Below are 19,277 nucleotides of genomic sequence, written 5' to 3' on the forward strand. Positions count from 1 at the left end.
AGGGAAGATAATAAATGTGCTTGAAAATACAATAACCAAAAAAGGAGGAATAAGTAATGGCTAAGAAAAACCAAAGCAATCGCAACAGAAACGATGATGGAAACATGACTGTCGAAGAAGCGGGACGTAAAGGTGGGGAAGCCACCTCCGCAAATCATGACAAAGAGTTCTACGAGGAAATCGGACGCAAGGGCGGCGAAGCACGTGCCAACCAACAGGACAACAGTGACAATAATAAAAGTAACAGTAGTAACGGTAAAATGAGCAAGGAAGAAGCAGGACGCAAAGGCGGCGAGGCAAAAGCCGGACAAAGGGATAATGATAAGTAAAGTATTATTATCGTCTATCCGAAAATGAAATCGTGATTTTTAGAAACATGAATCCAATCATATGAGGAGGAATTTATAATGGCTAAGAAAAACAATAATCGCAACAATAACAACAACGATGACGGGAAAATGACATTGGAAGAAGCAGGTCGTAAAGGTGGAGAGGCGACCGCCGCAAATCATGACAAAGAATTCTACGAAGAAATCGGTCAAAAAGGTGGAGAAGCGACTGCCGAAAATCATGGCAGAGAGTTCTATGAAGAGATTGGTCAAAAAGGCGGGGAAGCGACTTCCGCGAATCACGATAAAGAGTTTTATGAAGAAATTGGTCAAAAAGGCGGCGAGGCACGTGCCAACCAACGTGACAGCAACGACAACAGTAACGGTAAAATGAGCAAGGAAGAAGCAGGCCGTAAAGGCGGAGAAGCTCGTGCAAAACAACGTACCAATAATGATAATGATGATGATAACAAATAAGTAAAAGTTTAAATTTCATACAGCGAATTCAGTCTAGATATTTTGTGAACAAGGGATAGTCCGCTAAGTCGATTTACCGACTTAGCGGGCATCCCTTTTTTCATGTGTAAATCAATTCCATCATACATAATTGAAAGTGGAAGAACATAGAATAATAACACCCAGAATAACTGAAGTCTTGCTCACGTTAAAGAGTGGGATTTTTTTATATCTGTTCAGAAATTAAGCCTAATACTTTTGTATTGATATACAATAAGTTTTGTTATATAGTAATCTGGTTGGAAAAAAATTCTTACTTTTTTATACCTATCATACCTCTCTGTCGTCAGTCTATGGACTTACTAACGTAATGCTAGTGAAAGCAAATTCCATGAGAAAGCAAGGGGAATTAATGGACAGGAACAAGATAGAAATTCAACAATTGATAAAGTCAACCATGAAAGCAGTGGGAATGGATCTTGAACTGAAACATGAAAGCTGTGGGATTAATATGAGTTATAATTTCATTCGCAATAATGTGGGCTACGATGCCACGCGGATTCAGGAAGCTTTAAATGAAATGCAAACACCCATTGCACCTGAACCATATATCCAAGCGCTTACACTGCATGAATTAGGCCACGCTTTGGATCGGGAAGCTTTAATGGAATCACTTGAAAGAACCATGGAAATAGTTGAGATGAAAAATAGATACTCTTTGTACGAACAATATAATGACAGCAATCTACTCGCCATGCTGATAGAAGAACATGAGATGAATATCGCTTTCGAGGATACAGCATGGAAAAATGCTGAAGAAATGAATAAAAAATATGAACTAGTAGATTGGACAAGTTTTCAAGAAGTGAAAGAGCAAGGGTTAGCGACTTATTTGAGTTTATATAACGAAGATCTGCAGCTCTATACAAACCTTGTAGCGTTGCATAGTGAACAAATCGCTTAATAGCGGTCAAAAGCGTTGGGTTCTTTTCTTACTTCGAAAACATTTTGCGGTATAAATATAAGCGACAAATGCCCACCTATTTTTTAGGTGGGCATTTGTATAGGATGAATTTACTCTTACTCTTGACGTGACAAAACTACTTTCGATTCCAAAAACGTTGCTGAGCGATTGCAGAAACAAACTCTTTCGCAAAGTCAGGATTACTTGCGGCGAAAACGACACCAGCTAAGTTATTATTTTCTGATACTTGAATATAAGACTGTGCAGTCGTTGCAATACCAATCGGTTTATAATGTTTGTAGGCTTCATTTATGAAAGTCATGATATCTTGATTGAATTTTTTTTGATTTTCTGTACTTCCACCAACTACATAAATCGAGTCATACAAAACAGGATAGGTTGAAACAAATATCTTATCTACTTTAATTTTTGTACCATCTGCACCTGTGACAGTACCAAGTTTCTCGCTTATAACCTCGATGAAAACGCCATATTCCTTTAGAACGTTCAGGACGTGTCTTACCTCATCCCCATTAAAACCATTACCAATGAGAACACCGACTTTTTGAGAATACGCATAATGTGGTGTGTTAGATATGCTAAGAGTAGGAGAGCATGCTGTTACAGGAACATGGGGCTTAGTTGGTGGATTTACTCCGATTGTTTCAGCGATTGCTGTCGCCATTCCTGTATCAACGTTGCCGAACATATCGACAACTTGCTGGCGTACAGATTTACTTTTTACGTATCCAAGGTGAAAATTGAATGTTTCTATAATTTGTTGTTTCTCAACAGGTGACATACTATTCCAAAAAAGTCTTGGCTGTGAAAAGAAATTATAGAACGATTCACTTGGGCGTTCCCTCGTTTTACGCCCTTCTACTTTTTCAGGATAATGCGCATATCCGCCTTCTTCGGGAGGGGTCTCGGCAGGAGTATTTCCAGCAAGAGAATTTTTATGATAGTTTACCGAATCAACATCAATCCGATGTCTCACATCGCTTTGTCGTTGGTTAAAGTTCGTTTCGACGATAGGCTGGTTGATTGGTATTTCATTAATATTTCCTGTCCCAAGTCGATGATAATCTGTATCTCGATAAGCAAATGACCGACCCTGTAAAACGGGATCATCAGAAAAATCAATTCCGGGAACAATAGTTGACGGGTCAAATGAAGCCTGTTCTTCTTCTGCAAAGTGATTATCAACGAGCCGATTCAAAGTTAGTTTACCGATTATTTCAACAGGAACTACTTCTTCCGGCCAGAGTTTTGTATCATCTAGAATGTCAAAGTCGTATTTAAATTCATCTTCTTCGGCAATCAGCTGCACACCGAGTTCATATTCGGGATAGGCCTTGAGCCTAATCGCATCATGTAAATCTCGTCGATGAAAATCGGGGTCTACCCCTCCAATAATATTCGCCTCATCGAGCAGCAGTGAATGGACGCCGAGCACGGGTTTCCATACAAACCTGACAAAGGTAGATATACCTTGTTCGTTGATAAATCGGAATGTATTGACCGGCCAAGCTTCCATCATACGCCAGCTTTTTGGGCGGCCCCGGCTGGACATAAGCCACATAATAAAATGCGCAATTTCCTGGTTATTTGCGACATAATCCCAAGCGTTATCGTGCGCGACAGTGGCCTGAGGGACATCCGTTCTTGGATTCGGTTTAACCGCATGCACAAAATCGGCAAATTTCATGGCATCCATAACGGAGAAGACAGCGAATGAAAGTGCCAGCATATCGTAATTTCCTTCTTGTGTGTAAAACTTCGTTGCAAAACCGCGTATATCTATCGCTGTATCCTTAGAGCCTTTACTACCTATAAAGTTGGAAAATCGAACAAAGACAGGTGTTTTGCATCCAGGTTCTTGCAAAAAATGGGCTCTTGTGACATGTCTCATTGATTTATATAACTCAAATTCCCCATATGCACCATCGCCTCTTGCATGAACCACTTTTTCTGGAATCCGTTCCCGGTTAAAATGTGACTGTTTTTTATAAAAATGAAAGTCTTGAAATAATGTTGGCCCACGTTTTCCTGCCCGCAAAGACCACCTATCATTTGAAATTTTTAATCCAGCATCACTCGTCAGTTTCTCGCCTGGTCCTGTATTCTCTTCGCGGTATTTTTCCAGCTGCTCATCTTTGCTATTACCGTCAAAATCTCGGTCGTCTCTAGACCTATCCACATAATCACCAACCCATCTTAAAAATTTTCAGACCCAATTGTATGTATATGCGAGATTTCCCAAAAGTAGACCATTGTTAATTTGGTTTAGAATAGAGTGGAAAGGAATATGAATGAAATCATTATTGTTTTGGGCTATAGAAAATACGTATAGTTGCTGTGAATGGCGGCCGGAAATCGCCATTTAAGGGCTTAGGATTAAAGGATTTGTTAGGGAATTAGCGGATCATAACATGGAATTAGTACACTTTCTATACAAAAAAACGAGCCGTCCCCAATCAAAGTCATGGGAAGGCTCGTTTTGTAAAATGATAGGCATTTTTTTGTATTCTTGATCGAGGACTATGCCTTTTTTTGTGTAGTAAAAGGGATCATACTTACTTATTCAGGTATAGCAGAATGAAGAGGTGGAGGAACGATCCAACCCTTGTCTTTATTCAACTTTAATAATTTTGCCCCGTACATTGCTCTTTCCGTATGGAACTTTCCGAACATCATGGCAATGTCCTCACGCAAACATTGACCCATCACTTCACTACAGGATACTAACCCTTGTCCGACATTTATGGAAACCGCCGCACTAATTTCGGGATCCATAAACCTTGCTCCTGCCGGGATGTCTTCAGTAGTTGCTTTTGGTCGGCTGGGTAAAGAAGGTGGTGGAACAATCCCGTTCGCTTTCAACAGTTTTTCAATCTCTTTAGTTTCGGATTGCATCATCTTAACCGATTCCTCAAGAAGCTTTATGAGTTCCCGGTCACCTGCATGATTGACAAACGCCTCATACGCACTAATAAGCCCATTATTAGCTCCAACAAATGCCCAAGAACCAATTATTTCTCCGTAATGCATCGGTTCTTTTTTCGGGTTACCATCCATTACTCCCATGAAAACACTCCTTTTTTATTATCACTAAAATCAGGTCTAGTATGTGATGTTCAAAAGCAATTATACGAATGAAAAAAACGTTATTGTTTGTTGTGATTGGAGTAATGTGGAATGAGGAAAGAAAGATGAAGACAAAGCAAACGAATAGTCTTTTGCGTATGGATAATACTATTTATGTTTCATCGACAAGAAAATTTTTTGCAGAGGGAAGAGGTGTACTTTTGGAAAATGAACTTTATTACGGGGAAGATTATAAACGAATTCCCGCAACCTCAATAGAAAGCGGAACGGGAACAGAAGTCTTGCCAGATTTATATTGTTACACTGTTCAAATTGTAAATATCGTTTTAGTGGGACATCCCGCTTCAAAGGAATTTGTATTAGTCGATGCAGGCATGCCATACTCTGCGGAAAAAATTATATCCGCTATTGAAGAACGTTTTGGGCCTGATAGTCGTCCAAAAGCGATTATTCTAACTCACGGTCATTTTGACCATGTCGGCGCAATTATCGAATTGGTGAAGCGTTGGAATGTACCTGTATATGCACATGAATTGGAACTTCCATATCTTACTGGTAAAACGTGTTATACAGACCCGGATCCAACTGTGGAAGGTGGCATGGTATCCAAAATGTCCCCCATGTTCCCTGTTGATCCAATCAATTTGGGGAATCATGTAAAGCCGCTTCCTTCTGACGGCAGTGTTCCTCATATGACCAATTTTCGATGGATTCATACACCGGGACACTCACCTGGACATGTTTCGTTTTTCAGAGATAAAGACAAGGCCTTAATAGCGGGAGATGCTTTTGTTACGGTTAAACAGGAATATCTTTATAAAGTATTCACCCAAGAACAGGAGATAAGTGGTCCCCCGAGGTATCTAACGCCGGACTGGGCAGCTTCACAGGAATCAGTGAAAAAATTAGAAGCCTTAAAACCTTCTTTCGCCATTACCGGTCACGGAATGCCTATGGAAGGGAAATTACTGACGGACAGTCTTCGGAAGCTTGTAGATGAGTTTGAAACCATTGCTGTTCCCGAATATGGAAAGTTTGTTGACGGGAACGAAAACTAATTTGGGACAACTTGTGTATAAAAAAACTGTAGATGCACATCTTATTGTAGACGGAGGTGAATATCCATGACAAACAACAATAATAACAACAGAAACCAGAACAACAACAGGAACCAAAATCAAAACGAAAACAAAGACCGTACAGAGTTCGGAACTGAACTTGATGTAAATCAGTTTAATGAACGAAATAATAATAATAACAACGAACAGAACAATAACAAAAACAAAAAGCGGAAAAACAAGTAACCCATATCTGTAAAAAGTAGTGTTTATCAATTTAATAGTAGTTGATGGATGTGTTTCGACCGACAGAGGCTTTATGCTCTGTCGGTTTTTTACTGACTAAATAAATGAAAGTAAAGATATTAATTGAATCTTCTACGGCTGACATCCTATGCAAAACTTGATACAAAAAAAGTCAATTGACAGCGCGGAAAAATGCTATACTTATTCAGTTGTCAAATTTTTTGGAGGGTTGTATAGATGAATCATTCACTACAGTCGCGGTCGTCCCGTTCCAAAAGGACGATTGTTTATGTTTTATTATTTTTATTAATCGCCGTCGCAGGGTTGGCCTATTTAAAATGGGTGCCGTATTATAGCAAAAGTATGTTGGCTGTTAATACCCATTCAATTGGGGATTCCATATTAGGTGATCCGTCGGGAGCGGGTTCTTTCTCCTGGGATGCTGCTTGGTCCTATGCTTTGGTCTATTTCAACTCCGTTTGGAAGGCGGCTGTTCTTGGTATATTATTGGGGTCTTTGTTGCAGGTGTTATTGCCTGCGAACTGGTTGTTAAGAGTGCTTGGGAAAACTTCTTTTGGCAGCACAGCAATCGGAGGTCTTTCTTCACTTCCTGGCATGATGTGTACTTGCTGTGCCGCACCGGTTGCCGTCGGAATGCGCAAGAAAAACGTATCAGTAGGCGCGAGCCTTGCTTTTTGGCTTGGCAATCCGACGTTGAACCCTGCTACGTTGATATTCATTACTTTTGTTTTGTCGTGGAAATTCACTTTGCTTCGTTTGTTGTTTGGCATTGTTTTGACGTTTGGCGTCAGCTATTTGGCTAATCGTTTCGTGCCGAATGCAAAACAAGTGGATATTGATGAAATTATGAAAAAAACGGAAGTGAAAGAGACAGGTTCATTCATGTCAAGATGGATGAAAAGCCTGGGAAGTATGATGTTATATATTATACCGGCTTATATCCTATCCGTTTTATTGATGGGGGCGGTCCGTGTATGGTTGTTCCCTCATGTGAGTGAGGTATCTGCGAATACCATTTTTACGATTATCCTTTTTGCCATCGCAGGTATGTTGTTTGTCATTCCGACTGCAGCTGAAATTCCCATCATTCAAACGTTTATGTCCTTTGGTCTAGGCGGTGGACCGGCTGCTGCACTACTCATTACTTTACCATCCATCAGCCTGCCATCCCTGTTGTTAGTAGCCAGATCTTTCCCAAAAAGAGTCTTGTTCTTTGTAGCAGGATCCGTGGTGTTGTTAGGAATACTAAGCGGTGTAATTGGTATGTATATTTTATAGTGGGAAAAATATGGACACGACACTCTCTAGTTATTAGTTGGACGCAGCGCGCCTATACTAATGAATGAGGGAGGAGAATGTTGGAAAACAAGATGATTGAACGTGGTATTGGGCTAGGATCTTGTTTAGCAGTAGTCATTTCTTGGAGTGTCCACAAATCGATTGCATGGGCAATCGTCCATGGGGTGCTAAGTTGGCTTTATGTGCTTTACTACGCGATGACGATGTGAACGGCAAAATGGGAAAAGAAAACAGCAAGCCAACTTAAACGTAGGCTTGCTGTTAATCTTTAAAGATTCCCTGTAAACGACTGGTTTTTCCTTTTTACTTCTTCGACATTTGTATCACTGTAGATAGCTGTTCCATGCCCACCTGATTTTGCAAGCAATTCCTTTGCCTCATTATAAGACAGGCCCGAGTTGTCGTTTTGCCTTTTCACTTCCTCGATATTTGTGCCAGTTACCGTATACGTATCTTGGTTAGGAATGTTGTTCTCCTTCATACTAAACACCTCCATATCCCTATACAATTATCTTTTCTCAAATCCGGCTTTTTAGTCAGGAATTTCCTCCCAAAATATCAAATGCATAAGCGGGACAGTGCATTGAAAATAGACTATAATTGAGTATGTCTAATTAACAAATAGCTAAATCAAGGATTATCACTTGTAAAATAAAGTCATGATATATGTTAAACTCATGTTTCTAAATAATCTCCAGCGAAGGCGCCTAACTGGGGTAGCCGAGGCAATAAGACTGACAGTGGTCTTCTGTCCGGCTTATTGCGGGAGGCATCCCCAAGCGCCAAGCGTTGTTGAAAGGAATCTTTATGTCAACGGTTTTGAATGGAATCTTTAATTCAAAAAGTACACGCTAGCCGTATAAGCAACTACCAAAAGTCAGTAATCTGAACAAGGATACTGACTTTTACCTGTTTGTTCGTTCGTAGAATTGTGAAAGAAGGCATGCTAATGAAACAATCCAAAATGAAAGCGATGCGGTGTGGACTCGGAATAACGGATAATGCCCGAAAAGGGATTACGAAAGTTGCAAAGGATGAGCACGCCTTTTTTTCGATGCAAGAAGCCTTTGATGTACATATAGAAAAACGTTCGAACAATAGGCAAGGCAATATGTCATTTTCTCTCTACTTCGATAATGGTACGAACGAAATCTTAGCGAAGTGCTTAAACAATCGAGTTGCCGTTATGGAATGTGTGTATCAAAATGATGGTTTTCTGGCAACAGGTTTTCAACTGAGAGGCAGAAAAGAGCCCATTCAGACAAATAGACGTCTACCTGCACGGTTAAAATTTCTTGTTGGACGCAGCACTGGCATTGCGATGCCAATTGAATTATATACAAGCATCCGAGAATTACCGATTGCAGAGGAACGTTCTGCATATGTGAAGAAAAGAATTGCTAGCTGGGAAGGGTATTTACGTGTAGAAGAAAGGAATGCGGATGTTGCTGATGTGACAGCATCTTTTTCACAGGCCAGTTTAAATGAAGACTTTAGTAAGTTGAGTATTGTTTGCACTGACCTGAAGGGGAAAGACTGGAACACGATTAAAGGTTTTAGTGCCAAAATGATTGGACTGCAATCTGATATCGGTAATGTGGTAAATACGGATAGGTCTAAGAGAATCGTAGAAATTGAATTGAGTCGAAAGTATAAAGAAATGGCTAGACGTAATGAATGGAAACCGAAAGCATATAAAGAAATCACCTTCAGTAACTTTGCCGCACTCAGCCAAGTAAAAAGATTGAGGAAAGGATTTAAAAATCTTCAAGATGGTCTTGCAGCCAATGCAAACTTAGAAAAAGTCCTTTTTGAAGAGCGGCCGGTTGTACGTATTTCTAAGAATCAGCAAGAACTCGTTTTTCATAACGAGCTGAATAAGTTCCAAAAAGAAGCAGTGACAGGAGCCATGACAGCAAATGATTTGTATGTTATTCAAGGCCCTCCGGGTACTGGGAAAACAACAGTCATCTCTGAAATCTGTCAACAAAATGTGAAGGCGGGACTGCGTACACTTGTCGCTTCTCAAGCAAATCTTGCCGTGGATAATGCGCTTGGCAGGTTGCTAACTCATCAAGACATTCGGATTTTACGTTACGGGCGGACTGAAAGTATTGAAGAAGAAGGAAAAAAGTTCATAGAAGAAAACGTTGCACTTAATTGGAGAAATATAACGTTGGAGTCTGTTAATAGCCAACTTCAGTCAAATTCGACTAGGGAAGCGGAACTTCAAGCCGAGTGGTTAAGCTGTGAAGAACAAATACAGACCCTTCAAGATGAATTAGTGTTGGTAGATGAACAAATTAGATTGAAAGAAGCAGCTCAAGCGGAGCACTTTACACGGTCTGAAGAATTGAAGAAACTTTATATAAAAATGAAAAATATAGATAGTCAACAGAGGGAATTGCTAGCAAAGCAGGTTGCAGTACAGAAATCAGCCGATGATCTAGCTGTAGAAATGAAACGAATTGAGCATCTCCTGCAATTGGAAACCAGTAATCCTGAAATTGACCGTCAAATGGAAAGTATTGAAGAGCAAGTAAAACAACTTCGTCACTACATAAGTTACCGTCAAACCGTTCAAAGGATAGGCGCAACGGGAAATACAATCGCAACTATTCTTAAAGAAATCGAAGTGAAAAACAATGAAATTAGTACTTTTCATCTGTTTGTAAAAGACATTCAATCGTTAACAAAATTGGAAACAGTAAAAAACCACATGGCTAGTTTTGGCGTTACCGTTCCCTTCGCCACGAATTGGAAAATGACTGAATTAAATCAGTTGATTGATACGATTAAATCCGACACTTCCGGTGATGATTACAGTGAATGGCAGGAACTAAATAGCCGGCTTTTAACAGCTATTGACATGATAGAGCGTTTGTTGAAGGATAACGGGGTTCATATGAAGCCCGTTAAAAGAAATGCAAATCAAAAGTTCAATTCAATAAAAGAAATACATGAACTGATAGATCGTGTGGGACGGTTTCTGGTTCAGCCATCGACTAAACGAAGTCTTGAAACAAGAAACTATTCGGCTGAAAGGTATGACAATCTTGAAAAGATAGCCGATGCTTTAGAAATAGTGCGCGAAAGAAAGAACTATGCAACGAAACAAATTGCGAATTTTGAAAAGCAGAACCAAATTAAGTTAGACTCGAAAAAAATGTTTGCCGTCATTAAAACAGAAATCATCGAGCAGGTTAAGCTTTCCATTGTTGATGTGGAACAAGAAGTCGGCGTCTTACAGCGTAAAGTTGAGGATGAGCAAAATGTGCTTGAGAACTTAAAGCATCAAAATGCAGAAATTCCGCAAATGCCAGAAGCAGTCGACGAAACGGCAGCAGTTCATTTGGTGGAAGAAGAGTTGGAAAAGAAAGTGAAAGTCTATGCAGACTTCAAGAAAAAGAGGGCGACTTTCGAGCAGTATGAGCATGAATTGGCGAGTAAAAAGAATGATGTACAAGACATTGCAGACCAATTAGAGAAGGCATCAGCATCCCTTCAAGCACTGAACCAGGAAAGTAGTTCAGTGCAGAAAGAGATTAGTGAACAGAAAGAACAGCTGGCATCCTTAGTCGAACTGTTGGATAAAAATCCCGAAGAAATGCGTAAACAAACGTTGACATCCATCCGTGTTTTATCAAGTAAAGTAGAAAAACTTAAGGTGGACAAAAAACGATTACCTAGTATACATGAACTTCAGAAGGAATGGTTTTCCCATCTTACAGAAGCGAATGAATACGATCTCGATGAAATTCGGAAACTGTATGTGAAGCACGCAAATGTAATCGGAACAACTTGCGTTGCATCTGCAAGACGTGATTTCGTTGAAGAATACCCTACTTTCGACGTAGTCATCATCGATGAGGTGTCTAAAGCGACACCGCCTGAACTGCTGCTTCCCATGTTAAAAGGGAAGAAAATCATCCTAGTCGGAGATCATCATCAATTACCGCCGCTTATGGGTCAGGCAACTCTTGAAGAGTTACTTGAGGAAAGTGACAGTTTCGAAGAGAAAAAAGAGCTGGAAAAGTTATTGAAAGAGTCGCTATTCGAGCGCCTATTTAGAACTTTGCCGAAACAAAATAAAACAATGCTTGGCATCCAGTACCGCATGCATGAAAGTATTATGAAAACGATTTCGCCATTTTATGAAGAAGGGGATTACAGTCTTCAATGTGGTTTAACGGATTCCGATTCTGCACGTGATCATCTGATAGATTCCCGATACGTGCAAAGAAGTGATCATCTTCTCTGGTTCGATATGCCGAATGAACCGAAGTATTTCGAGGAAAAGGTCAAAGGCGGCACCAGTCGGTTCAATCAAGCTGAATTAGACATGACACGTAAAATACTAATGGATTTAGATGAGGCTACCGAGAAAGCGAAAGTTGCTGGGACAATGAAACAAACAGACAAAAAAAGTGTTGGCGTCATTAGTTTTTATGGGGAACAGGTAAAAAGAATTGATCGGATGATACAGCAGGATCTGATGCCGCAACAGTTGAATTGTCGAACAGGGTCAGTCGATAAGTTTCAGGGGATGGAAATGGACGTGATTATTGTAAGCTTCGTGCGGAACCATCAGGAAAAGGGCGGTGACATCGGTTTTGCGAGAGACTATAGACGTTTAAATGTCGCCTTATCCCGCGCACGCGAATTGCTTATTATCGTTGGAAGCTCGGATATGTTCACAGTACGGGCAAAACATCCTAGTACCAAAGAGATGTACGGCCGTCTGTTGAATACTATTAAAATGAAAAAGGGGTTTAGGGATACTATAGGAAACGTTAAATGATGAAGAGTTTGGAGGTCCCAGTTAATGAATGAGTTAAAAGCACGGTTAACAAAAGAGCTTCAACAGGATTTTAACGTGAAAATTATGGGTTCCTTATCGTGGAGTTTACCCATCCATTCAATCGAAGTGGAATTTAACACGGCAAAGCGAACCACGATGGATATCCTTATGAAAATGATGTTAATCACTTTTAGGAAAGTCGAAATTGAAACTGCCCAAGAGCTGAGTGAAATTCTTCTTGTGGAACAGCTTTTTATCAATGATTTGATTGACAAAATGTCGAGAACCGGTGTAATCGAGAAAAAGGAAGGTTTTTTCTCACTTACAGATACTGGGGTGGAGCAGCTGGAAAGAGGCGTTTTTGAGCACGAGCCGGAAATTGATTCAACACGAATTCTATATAGTCCTAGCCATCAAGCATTTTTGAATGGGGACATTAAAAATAGTTCGCATAAAGAACAGGAAATGTATCGGTATCAAGTGGAGTTCGATGATAAAGGCGCGGCGTCACTTGAAGATAGTGTCATAGTGGACGCGCTCAAGACGATAGGAATTGAATCAAATGAAGGAAATGTTCAAGTTGTCGTTTCCGAAATTATCTCTGCTTCAAGCAACGAAATCGAATGGGCACCTTGCTTGGAGTTTCATCTATATAACAAGGCAGAGGATATCATGTATGCACGTGTCTGGAATACGCTGACGGAACACTGGGATGAAACGCTGGAAGCGCAGTTAAATGAAAAAGAACGGAAAAAGTGGCGAGAGACGTATCTATGACAATGATTCCTTTACTCGTGTGAAAATCAACCATGTCCACTTTTGTAAGTTTTCAACAGTACTATCAAAAAGGAAGGCAAAACTAGTCGAATCTAGTTTTGCCTTCTTTTTTTGATTGGCATCATTTTCGCGGACAGAGCATATAGTGAGTGGTTAAATGAAAGGATTTTAATAAGTAATTACTATTCATATAAAAGTTGAACAATTGATTCTGTCTAATCTCCAGCGACGGCATCCCCAAGCGCCAAGCGGTATTAGAAGGAATCTTTACGTCGACATATATATACAGTCGATAAAATATTTAATTTAACTTAAATTTTCTGAAACTAAATCTGCTTACAAACTGTCTAATAAGTACATTATCATTTTGCCGAAAAGAGGATTGGTTATGAAGAGAGAAAAAAAGAGGCTGTTACTAGTATCTGCTGCAGTTGTCCTTGGAATGAGTGTATGGGTGCCAACTTATATATCCGCCTCAGCAGAACAAACCGGAGTAAGTACTCAAATTGCACAGACTATCAAAGGAACAGTTCTCGAAAATTGGGGCAGTGAAATCATCATTAATGGGGATGACGGTGAACGCTACCATATTGGGTTGCATACATTTACCGAGGAACAAATCCAGGCGATGAATTTATCAGTTGGCGCCTTGGTTCAAATTGAAGGAGAAGTGCTGGAAAGTTTCTCAGATTTCTATGACTTTAACTTTTTCGCAAAAAGTCTCCCTTCTGGCGTGACAGAAGATGACCTTAAGGTACTGGAAACCTTATACAATCAGGTAATGGCTTTGGAAAAGGATGAACGATGGGAAGAGACTGGAGAAGTCTGGATGCAAATCAATGAAATAACGAATCCCTATTATCTCGCTAATTGGGAACCAGAACCATTTGATGCGTATATAAGCATGTTTGAGTACATGTTTACAAATGAGGACTTAGCGCAATTGGAGAGTCTGTACAACCAATGGATAGCACTTTCAAAGAAGGGGTTAGATGAAGAATCTGGTGTTAAAATGGATCAGTTTTTCGAGATTGTCAATAATTATTATGTAGAGCCGACATTTGAAGAGTATCTTAAAGACTTGGAAATAACGATTTCTGAAGAGGATTATTCAACTATCAAACAGTTATATCAGGATGCCCTTCAGGCTACAAAAGACGGAAACCATCAACTTGCAATGGAAAAGTGGGATGACTTCGATTTAGCGATGCGTCCTTATTATCGGACCGCATACCCAATGCCAACATTTGAGGAACAAATGGCTTATTACGATTTCGAGGTATCCGAAGAGGATCTTTTAAACTTAAAAGAAATTTACACAGCCATCCTCGACGGGGAACTAAACGCTAATTATGAACAAGAGGCTAGTCTATGGGAATCATTCAATACCATTTTAGAACCTTATTTTACGACGGTCGAAAATATCCCCTACCGTGCCTCACAAGTTAAGGTTAATGGAAAGACATACAGTGGATAAAGACTGCATTACCCGAAAGAATCAGCCCACTCTTAAAAAAGTGGGCTGATTCGTTTTGTGCGTAATAATAAATTCCACAAGGTTTAGACCATCGCTGAATGGGAATCCTCTTTATATTACTGTGTTGGATGGAGGAATTATTATGAGTCATACGAATAACGGAAATGGCAAGTTACCACAGGATCCCGAATCATATTGGAGAGCGGATATTGACTTTCCCGAGTTTCCGAGTTTACAGGAAGACATTGATGTAGATGTTGTCATTGTCGGGGCTGGTATTACAGGCATTACATCTGCCTATCTGTTGACAAATGAGGGTTTGAAGGTCGCGGTAATAGAAGCAGGGAAAGTATTAAATGGGACAACTGGACACACCACAGCTAAAATTACGGCCCAACATGATTTAATATACGATGAATTCATCAAAAACATTGGGAAAAGTAATGCAAGGTTGTATTACGAGGCAAATACGGAGGCTTTGCAATTTATCAAAGCAACGGTGGACGAACATAAAATAGATTGTGATCTCACCACGCAAGATGCGTACATATACGCCACCACCGAGAAGTTCGCACGTAAGATTGAAAAAGAGGCAGAGGCCTATAAAGAACTTCATATTGATGGCGGACTGGTTGACGGTATACCCTTCGATATTGAGACACAAAATGTACTTGTCATGAAAGACCAAGCGCAGTTTCATCCGACTAAATATTTGGTACATCTTATCAAGTTGTTCACGGAAAAAGGCGGGCAGATTTACGAAGGTACGACGGCTGTGAACATAGAAACTGGTGAGCAACCAACCGTTCTGACTCGCGAAGGACCTCGCGTCACCGCTAAAACTGTGCTTGCTTGTACGCATTTTCCCTTCTATGAGGGGGCGGGACTCTATTCCACAAGAATGTATGCAGACCGTTCGTACGCTCTTGCTGTCAAAACGAAAAAGAAATTTCCGCCGGGGATTTATATAAGTGCTGATGAACCAAATCGCTCTCTTCGTTCAGTAACGATTAATGGCGAAGAAAGGGTACTTATTGTTGGAGAAAGTCATAAGACCGGTCAAGGTATTGAAACAATGGAACATTATAAAGCTTTGGAGACCTTCGGTGAAGAAGTTTTTGGGCTTGAGGATATAGTCTATAGATGGTCGGCCCAGGATCTGGTCACACTAGACAAACTTCCATATATCGGTGAATTGACTGCTGGACAGCCAAATGTCTTGATAGCTACGGGCTTCCGAAAATGGGGAATGTCCAATGGAACGGCAGCTGCATTGCTATTCCGGGATATGATTATAGGTAAAGAAAACACCTTTCAAAAATTATATACACCATCCCGTTTCTACGCACATCCGAGCTTGAAAAACTTCTTGACCCAGAACGCTAACGTAGTAGGTCAATTAATAAAAGGCAAGCTAGATTCACCAAAAACAAATCCAGAAGACTTATCGAACGGGGAAGGTGCTGTTATTACCTTAGAAGGACATAGAAAAGGCGCTTATAAAGATGACAAAGGTGAATTGCATATTGTAGATACGACTTGTACGCACATTGGCTGCGAAGTCGAGTGGAACAATGGTGAAAGGACCTGGGATTGCCCATGCCACGGCTCAAGGTTTTCATATACCGGCGAAGTTATTGAAGGCCCAGCGGAAAAACCGTTGCAACGTTATGACTATAAAATGATCGACAACCTAACATCGGAGGATTCCGGTTATTGACGATTGAATCAGCGGCAGCAGTGATTTTTCACTGCTGTTTTTACACGTCCGGAGACCGGTTACTGAGACCGACATCAATAGACGTTTAGAACTATGAAAAAAGGGGGATATAAAGTATAGGTCTTTAAGATGATGAAATCTCTTGAATTAAGGTTATATTTAAGATAGTAATACTGGTTTCTAGTTAAATGAACCGTATGGATTAAACTTATTAAATTCCTAATCCTATATAAAGAGGGGAAAAGCATGCATGGAAAGGTTATTTAAAGATCTGTCCGCTGATCTATATCGTTCGTTTATCGGCGATAATCCTGATCCTATTTTCGTTTTGGATGAATACGAAAATATACTTGAAACGAACTTAGCTGTCACGAAGTTATTCGGATATTCTTCAAACGATTTTTTGGAAATGGGCTATAAAAGTATACTGATTCCAAATTCCGATTACGATGTTGATAAAAGAGTACGCGGTGAATCCAGTGCATATCGGGCAACTGCTTATCACAAGAATGGACAGCTGCTTCATTTACAAGTGAAGTATCTCCCTGTGTTGGATAACCAACAACTCGTTGGCATAATGATTGTCATAAAAGATATGACGGATCTCATTCGAACAAGAACAGCATTGCAAGAGACTTCAGAAAGACTACGTTCACTTTTCGAGTCATCCGCCGATGCTATAGACATTATAGATTTGAACGGCGACGTCAAAGCGGTTAACCCAGCATTCGAGGAAATGTATGGATGGAAAGAAGAAGAAATTGTAGGCAGACCCATGCCGACCATCCCCAAACTGCGAATGAAAGAAGTAAATGAAAAACGCAAAAGAGTGACAGATAGCTATATCAAAGGTTTGGAGGTAGAACGTTTAAAAAAGGACGGTTCGTCTATAACAGTTAGTATAACAATATCCCCCTTGCATGATGAAAAGGGCAACGTCATTGCTTATTCTGGAATATCTCGAGATATTTCGGAGAGTAAGGCAATAGAAGAAGCGCTAATTCGTAGCGAAGAAAAGTACCGATTAATAGCAGACAATATGACTGATTTGGTTGCCGTAATTAATGAAAATGGAATCGTAAACTATGTATCTCCTTCTTTTCTCCCCGTTTTAGGATTTCCGCCAGAACAGTTTGAGGGAAAACAGGCATTTGGAAATGTGCATCCTGAAGAATTACATGAAGTACGCGGGAAGTTTTATGACTTGTTTAGAACAAAAGATGGCTGTGATATGGAGTTTAGGTATAAGCATAATACTATGGGTTGGATATGGGTTGAAGCAAAAGGGTCCTATTTTATCGATGAAGAACATGGCAAACCTTTTCTACTAGTCGTCTTACGCGTAATTGAAGAAAAAAGGCTATTGAGAGAAGAGCTGAAATCGATGGCCTTCCATGATGAGTTGACAGGATTACCAAACCGTAGATTATTTCAGGAAAAAATGCACCAAGCCCTAAAAGAAGCGAAAAGACACCGCCGGAAATGCGCCTTGCTTTATTTGGATATCGATAAATTTAAGTGGGTAAACGATCATTTAGGTCATTCCACAGGTGACAAGTTATTGAAGCAGTTTAGTGAAAGAATTAGTCTTGTTCTTCGTGATAGTGACATTTTTTCACGCCAAGGCGGCGACGAATTCCTCATACTTTTACCTGAAATTGAGGATGAAGAAAGTGTTCGATTGATTGCAGCACGAATTATGGAAAGCTTACAACAGGAGTGGGTAATTGAAGGAAATGCATTTACCACCACTTCCAGTATCGGAATTGCCATCTACCCGAAGGATGGCGGGGATACGGATAAGTTACTGACGAATGCGGATAAGGCAATGTACGAGGCGAAAAAAAGCGGGCGGAATACCTATAGGATGTATTCGCAAGTTTCAAGTGACTTGAAAAACTAAGGGCAGGAAATGGAATTTAAGACGAAAACACCAGATCCAATTAGGATCTGGTGTTTTCTATAAGCGGGACGGCTTAATATGGATTTTTCTTTTTTCGTTTCTTTGGTCTTTGTTTATGGTTCTGTCCACTAAGTTTATCTTTTTTCGGTGGCTTGATATCAGGTTCTGATCCAAATTCGGTTTGCATGATATTTTGTTGATGCATACTGTATCTGTTTTCTGGAACTGCTTGTTCATTACCCACAACCTGTTTCAATAGATACATATGGAATACGAATTCGCCTGCTGCTATAACCATTGCTGAAATTAATGATGCGATGCCCAAACGAACGGGTTGTTCAAACAAGACGGAACCCATCAACCAGATCATGACGAATGCTAGTCCAAAGTCAGCAAGGGTAGCAACCATATTTCCGACTCTTGGTAAGATGAACACATCACCGATAAATGAAACACCTGTCAATACAATACTGGTCAGTAGGATATCAGCGAACGAGACGCCGAAAATACCTAATACAATCCACAATACAGCTGTAAGCATTATAAACTTTATGATTAGGGCTGTAATATATTTCATCAGCAATTTACCTCCAATCTGACAAGGAGCTTTATTTTTGAAATAAGACCTGTATCGCAACTATGAAAGTTGTGCGATACAGGTCTTTTCAATTATTTATTGCGGTTGTTGTTTCTGTTGTTTCGATTGTTGAAGTTGTTTTCTTGGTTGTTGCGATTGTTGTTTTGGTCCTGATTATTGTCATTCGGAATATTTTCGAAAAAGTCGTCTGCAAATTCAAGATTGTCGAGTTCACGATTTTGGTTCCGATCGTTTTGATTATTGCGGTTATTGCGGTTTTGTTCGTTTTGACGGTTCTGGTTGTTGTTTTCTCTCATGAAAGTAAGCACTTCCTTTTTTGTTGTTAAGTGGGTCGCTGTGACCCGCTTACAAAATGTATGATGTCCCGTTTTTGAGAATATAACCGCGTTTGATTTTCCAATTTATGTTTCATACTCCCGGTTCCTGGCATCGGTTTTGAAAAGTCCACTGAATACCGCTTCGGCCACTCCTGAAGGCGCCTTCGCTGGTGTGTTACACATATCTGGTGCCTGTTTCTGAA

At 40.1% G+C, this 19,277-nt stretch carries 17 protein-coding genes; 12 read left to right on the forward strand and 5 right to left on the reverse strand.

The window, feature by feature from the left end; translation table 11 throughout:
* Positions 1 to 104: 104 nt before the first annotated feature.
* The 3 genes from FILTAD_RS06960 (at position 105) to FILTAD_RS06970 (ending at position 1,749) form a co-directional block, all read left to right on the forward strand.
* Entirely contained in the window at positions 105 to 329 is a 225-nt protein-coding gene (locus FILTAD_RS06960) for a KGG domain-containing protein (protein WP_427854291.1), read from the forward strand.
* 78 nt (positions 330 to 407) lie between these two features.
* Positions 408 to 806, forward strand: coding sequence for a KGG domain-containing protein (locus tag FILTAD_RS06965; protein ID WP_124069754.1), 399 nt, complete (start codon positions 408 to 410; stop codon positions 804 to 806).
* A gap of 391 nt (positions 807 to 1,197) precedes the next feature.
* Positions 1,198 to 1,749: an integrase gene (locus tag FILTAD_RS06970; RefSeq protein WP_124069755.1), complete on the forward strand. Its 552-nt coding sequence runs from the start codon at positions 1,198 to 1,200 to the stop codon at positions 1,747 to 1,749.
* Positions 1,750 to 1,885: 136 nt separating this feature from the next.
* Here FILTAD_RS06970 and FILTAD_RS06975 read toward each other — a convergent pair whose 3' ends face one another.
* Both FILTAD_RS06975 and FILTAD_RS06980 read right to left on the reverse strand, forming a co-directional pair.
* Complete coding sequence (locus FILTAD_RS06975; RefSeq protein ID WP_124069756.1) at positions 1,886 to 3,949, reverse strand: catalase; 2,064 nt, start codon at positions 3,947 to 3,949, stop codon at positions 1,886 to 1,888.
* A gap of 380 nt (positions 3,950 to 4,329) precedes the next feature.
* The gene (locus FILTAD_RS06980; protein WP_124069757.1) at positions 4,330 to 4,836 is read right to left on the reverse strand and encodes a DUF3231 family protein; all 507 of its coding nucleotides are present in this window, start codon (positions 4,834 to 4,836) and stop codon (positions 4,330 to 4,332) included.
* Between the two features lie 221 nt (positions 4,837 to 5,057).
* Here FILTAD_RS06980 and FILTAD_RS06985 point away from each other — a divergent pair, with 221 nt between their 5' ends.
* The 4 genes from FILTAD_RS06985 (at position 5,058) to FILTAD_RS15955 (ending at position 7,690) form a co-directional block, all read left to right on the forward strand.
* Complete coding sequence (locus FILTAD_RS06985; RefSeq protein WP_124069826.1) at positions 5,058 to 5,915, forward strand: MBL fold metallo-hydrolase; 858 nt, start codon at positions 5,058 to 5,060, stop codon at positions 5,913 to 5,915.
* Between the two features lie 66 nt (positions 5,916 to 5,981).
* Complete coding sequence (locus FILTAD_RS06990) at positions 5,982 to 6,161, forward strand: hypothetical protein (RefSeq protein ID WP_124069758.1); 180 nt, start codon at positions 5,982 to 5,984, stop codon at positions 6,159 to 6,161.
* Between the two features lie 237 nt (positions 6,162 to 6,398).
* On the forward strand, positions 6,399 to 7,460 hold the full coding sequence (locus FILTAD_RS06995) for a permease (RefSeq protein WP_124069759.1): 1,062 nt from the start codon (positions 6,399 to 6,401) through the stop codon (positions 7,458 to 7,460).
* Between the two features lie 77 nt (positions 7,461 to 7,537).
* Positions 7,538 to 7,690, forward strand: a complete 153-nt coding sequence (locus FILTAD_RS15955) for a hypothetical protein (protein WP_203229670.1) — start codon at positions 7,538 to 7,540, stop codon at positions 7,688 to 7,690.
* A gap of 59 nt (positions 7,691 to 7,749) precedes the next feature.
* Here the strand turns inward: FILTAD_RS15955 and FILTAD_RS07000 are convergent, their stop codons facing one another.
* Complete coding sequence (locus tag FILTAD_RS07000) at positions 7,750 to 7,962, reverse strand: gamma-type small acid-soluble spore protein (protein ID WP_124069760.1); 213 nt, start codon at positions 7,960 to 7,962, stop codon at positions 7,750 to 7,752.
* Between the two features lie 468 nt (positions 7,963 to 8,430).
* Between FILTAD_RS07000 and FILTAD_RS07005 the strand changes: the two genes are divergently transcribed.
* The 5 genes from FILTAD_RS07005 to FILTAD_RS07025 all read left to right on the forward strand — a co-directional run bounded on the left by FILTAD_RS07005 (position 8,431) and on the right by FILTAD_RS07025 (position 18,159).
* Positions 8,431 to 12,282, forward strand: a complete 3,852-nt coding sequence (locus FILTAD_RS07005) for an AAA domain-containing protein (RefSeq protein WP_160117580.1) — start codon at positions 8,431 to 8,433, stop codon at positions 12,280 to 12,282.
* Between the two features lie 24 nt (positions 12,283 to 12,306).
* Complete coding sequence (locus tag FILTAD_RS07010) at positions 12,307 to 13,059, forward strand: hypothetical protein (RefSeq protein WP_124069762.1); 753 nt, start codon at positions 12,307 to 12,309, stop codon at positions 13,057 to 13,059.
* A gap of 388 nt (positions 13,060 to 13,447) precedes the next feature.
* Positions 13,448 to 14,536, forward strand: coding sequence for a hypothetical protein (locus tag FILTAD_RS07015; RefSeq protein WP_124069763.1), 1,089 nt, complete (start codon positions 13,448 to 13,450; stop codon positions 14,534 to 14,536).
* 142 nt (positions 14,537 to 14,678) lie between these two features.
* Positions 14,679 to 16,256: an FAD-dependent oxidoreductase gene (locus tag FILTAD_RS07020; RefSeq protein ID WP_124069764.1), complete on the forward strand. Its 1,578-nt coding sequence runs from the start codon at positions 14,679 to 14,681 to the stop codon at positions 16,254 to 16,256.
* Positions 16,257 to 16,506: 250 nt separating this feature from the next.
* Positions 16,507 to 18,159 (forward strand): sensor domain-containing protein, encoded by a 1,653-nt coding sequence (locus tag FILTAD_RS07025; protein WP_124069765.1) that lies wholly within the window; start codon positions 16,507 to 16,509, stop codon positions 18,157 to 18,159.
* A gap of 73 nt (positions 18,160 to 18,232) precedes the next feature.
* On the opposite strand, the gene FILTAD_RS07030 is transcribed toward FILTAD_RS07025, so the two are convergent.
* Positions 18,233 to 18,736, reverse strand: a complete 504-nt coding sequence (locus FILTAD_RS07030) for a YndM family protein (protein WP_124069766.1) — start codon at positions 18,734 to 18,736, stop codon at positions 18,233 to 18,235.
* 92 nt (positions 18,737 to 18,828) lie between these two features.
* Positions 18,829 to 19,053, reverse strand: a complete 225-nt coding sequence (locus FILTAD_RS07035) for a hypothetical protein (RefSeq protein ID WP_124069767.1) — start codon at positions 19,051 to 19,053, stop codon at positions 18,829 to 18,831.
* Positions 19,054 to 19,277 lie beyond the last annotated feature (224 nt).

Source organism: Filibacter tadaridae (genome assembly GCF_900609045.1).
Classification (GTDB): Bacteria; Bacillota; Bacilli; order Bacillales_A; family Planococcaceae; genus Sporosarcina; species Sporosarcina tadaridae.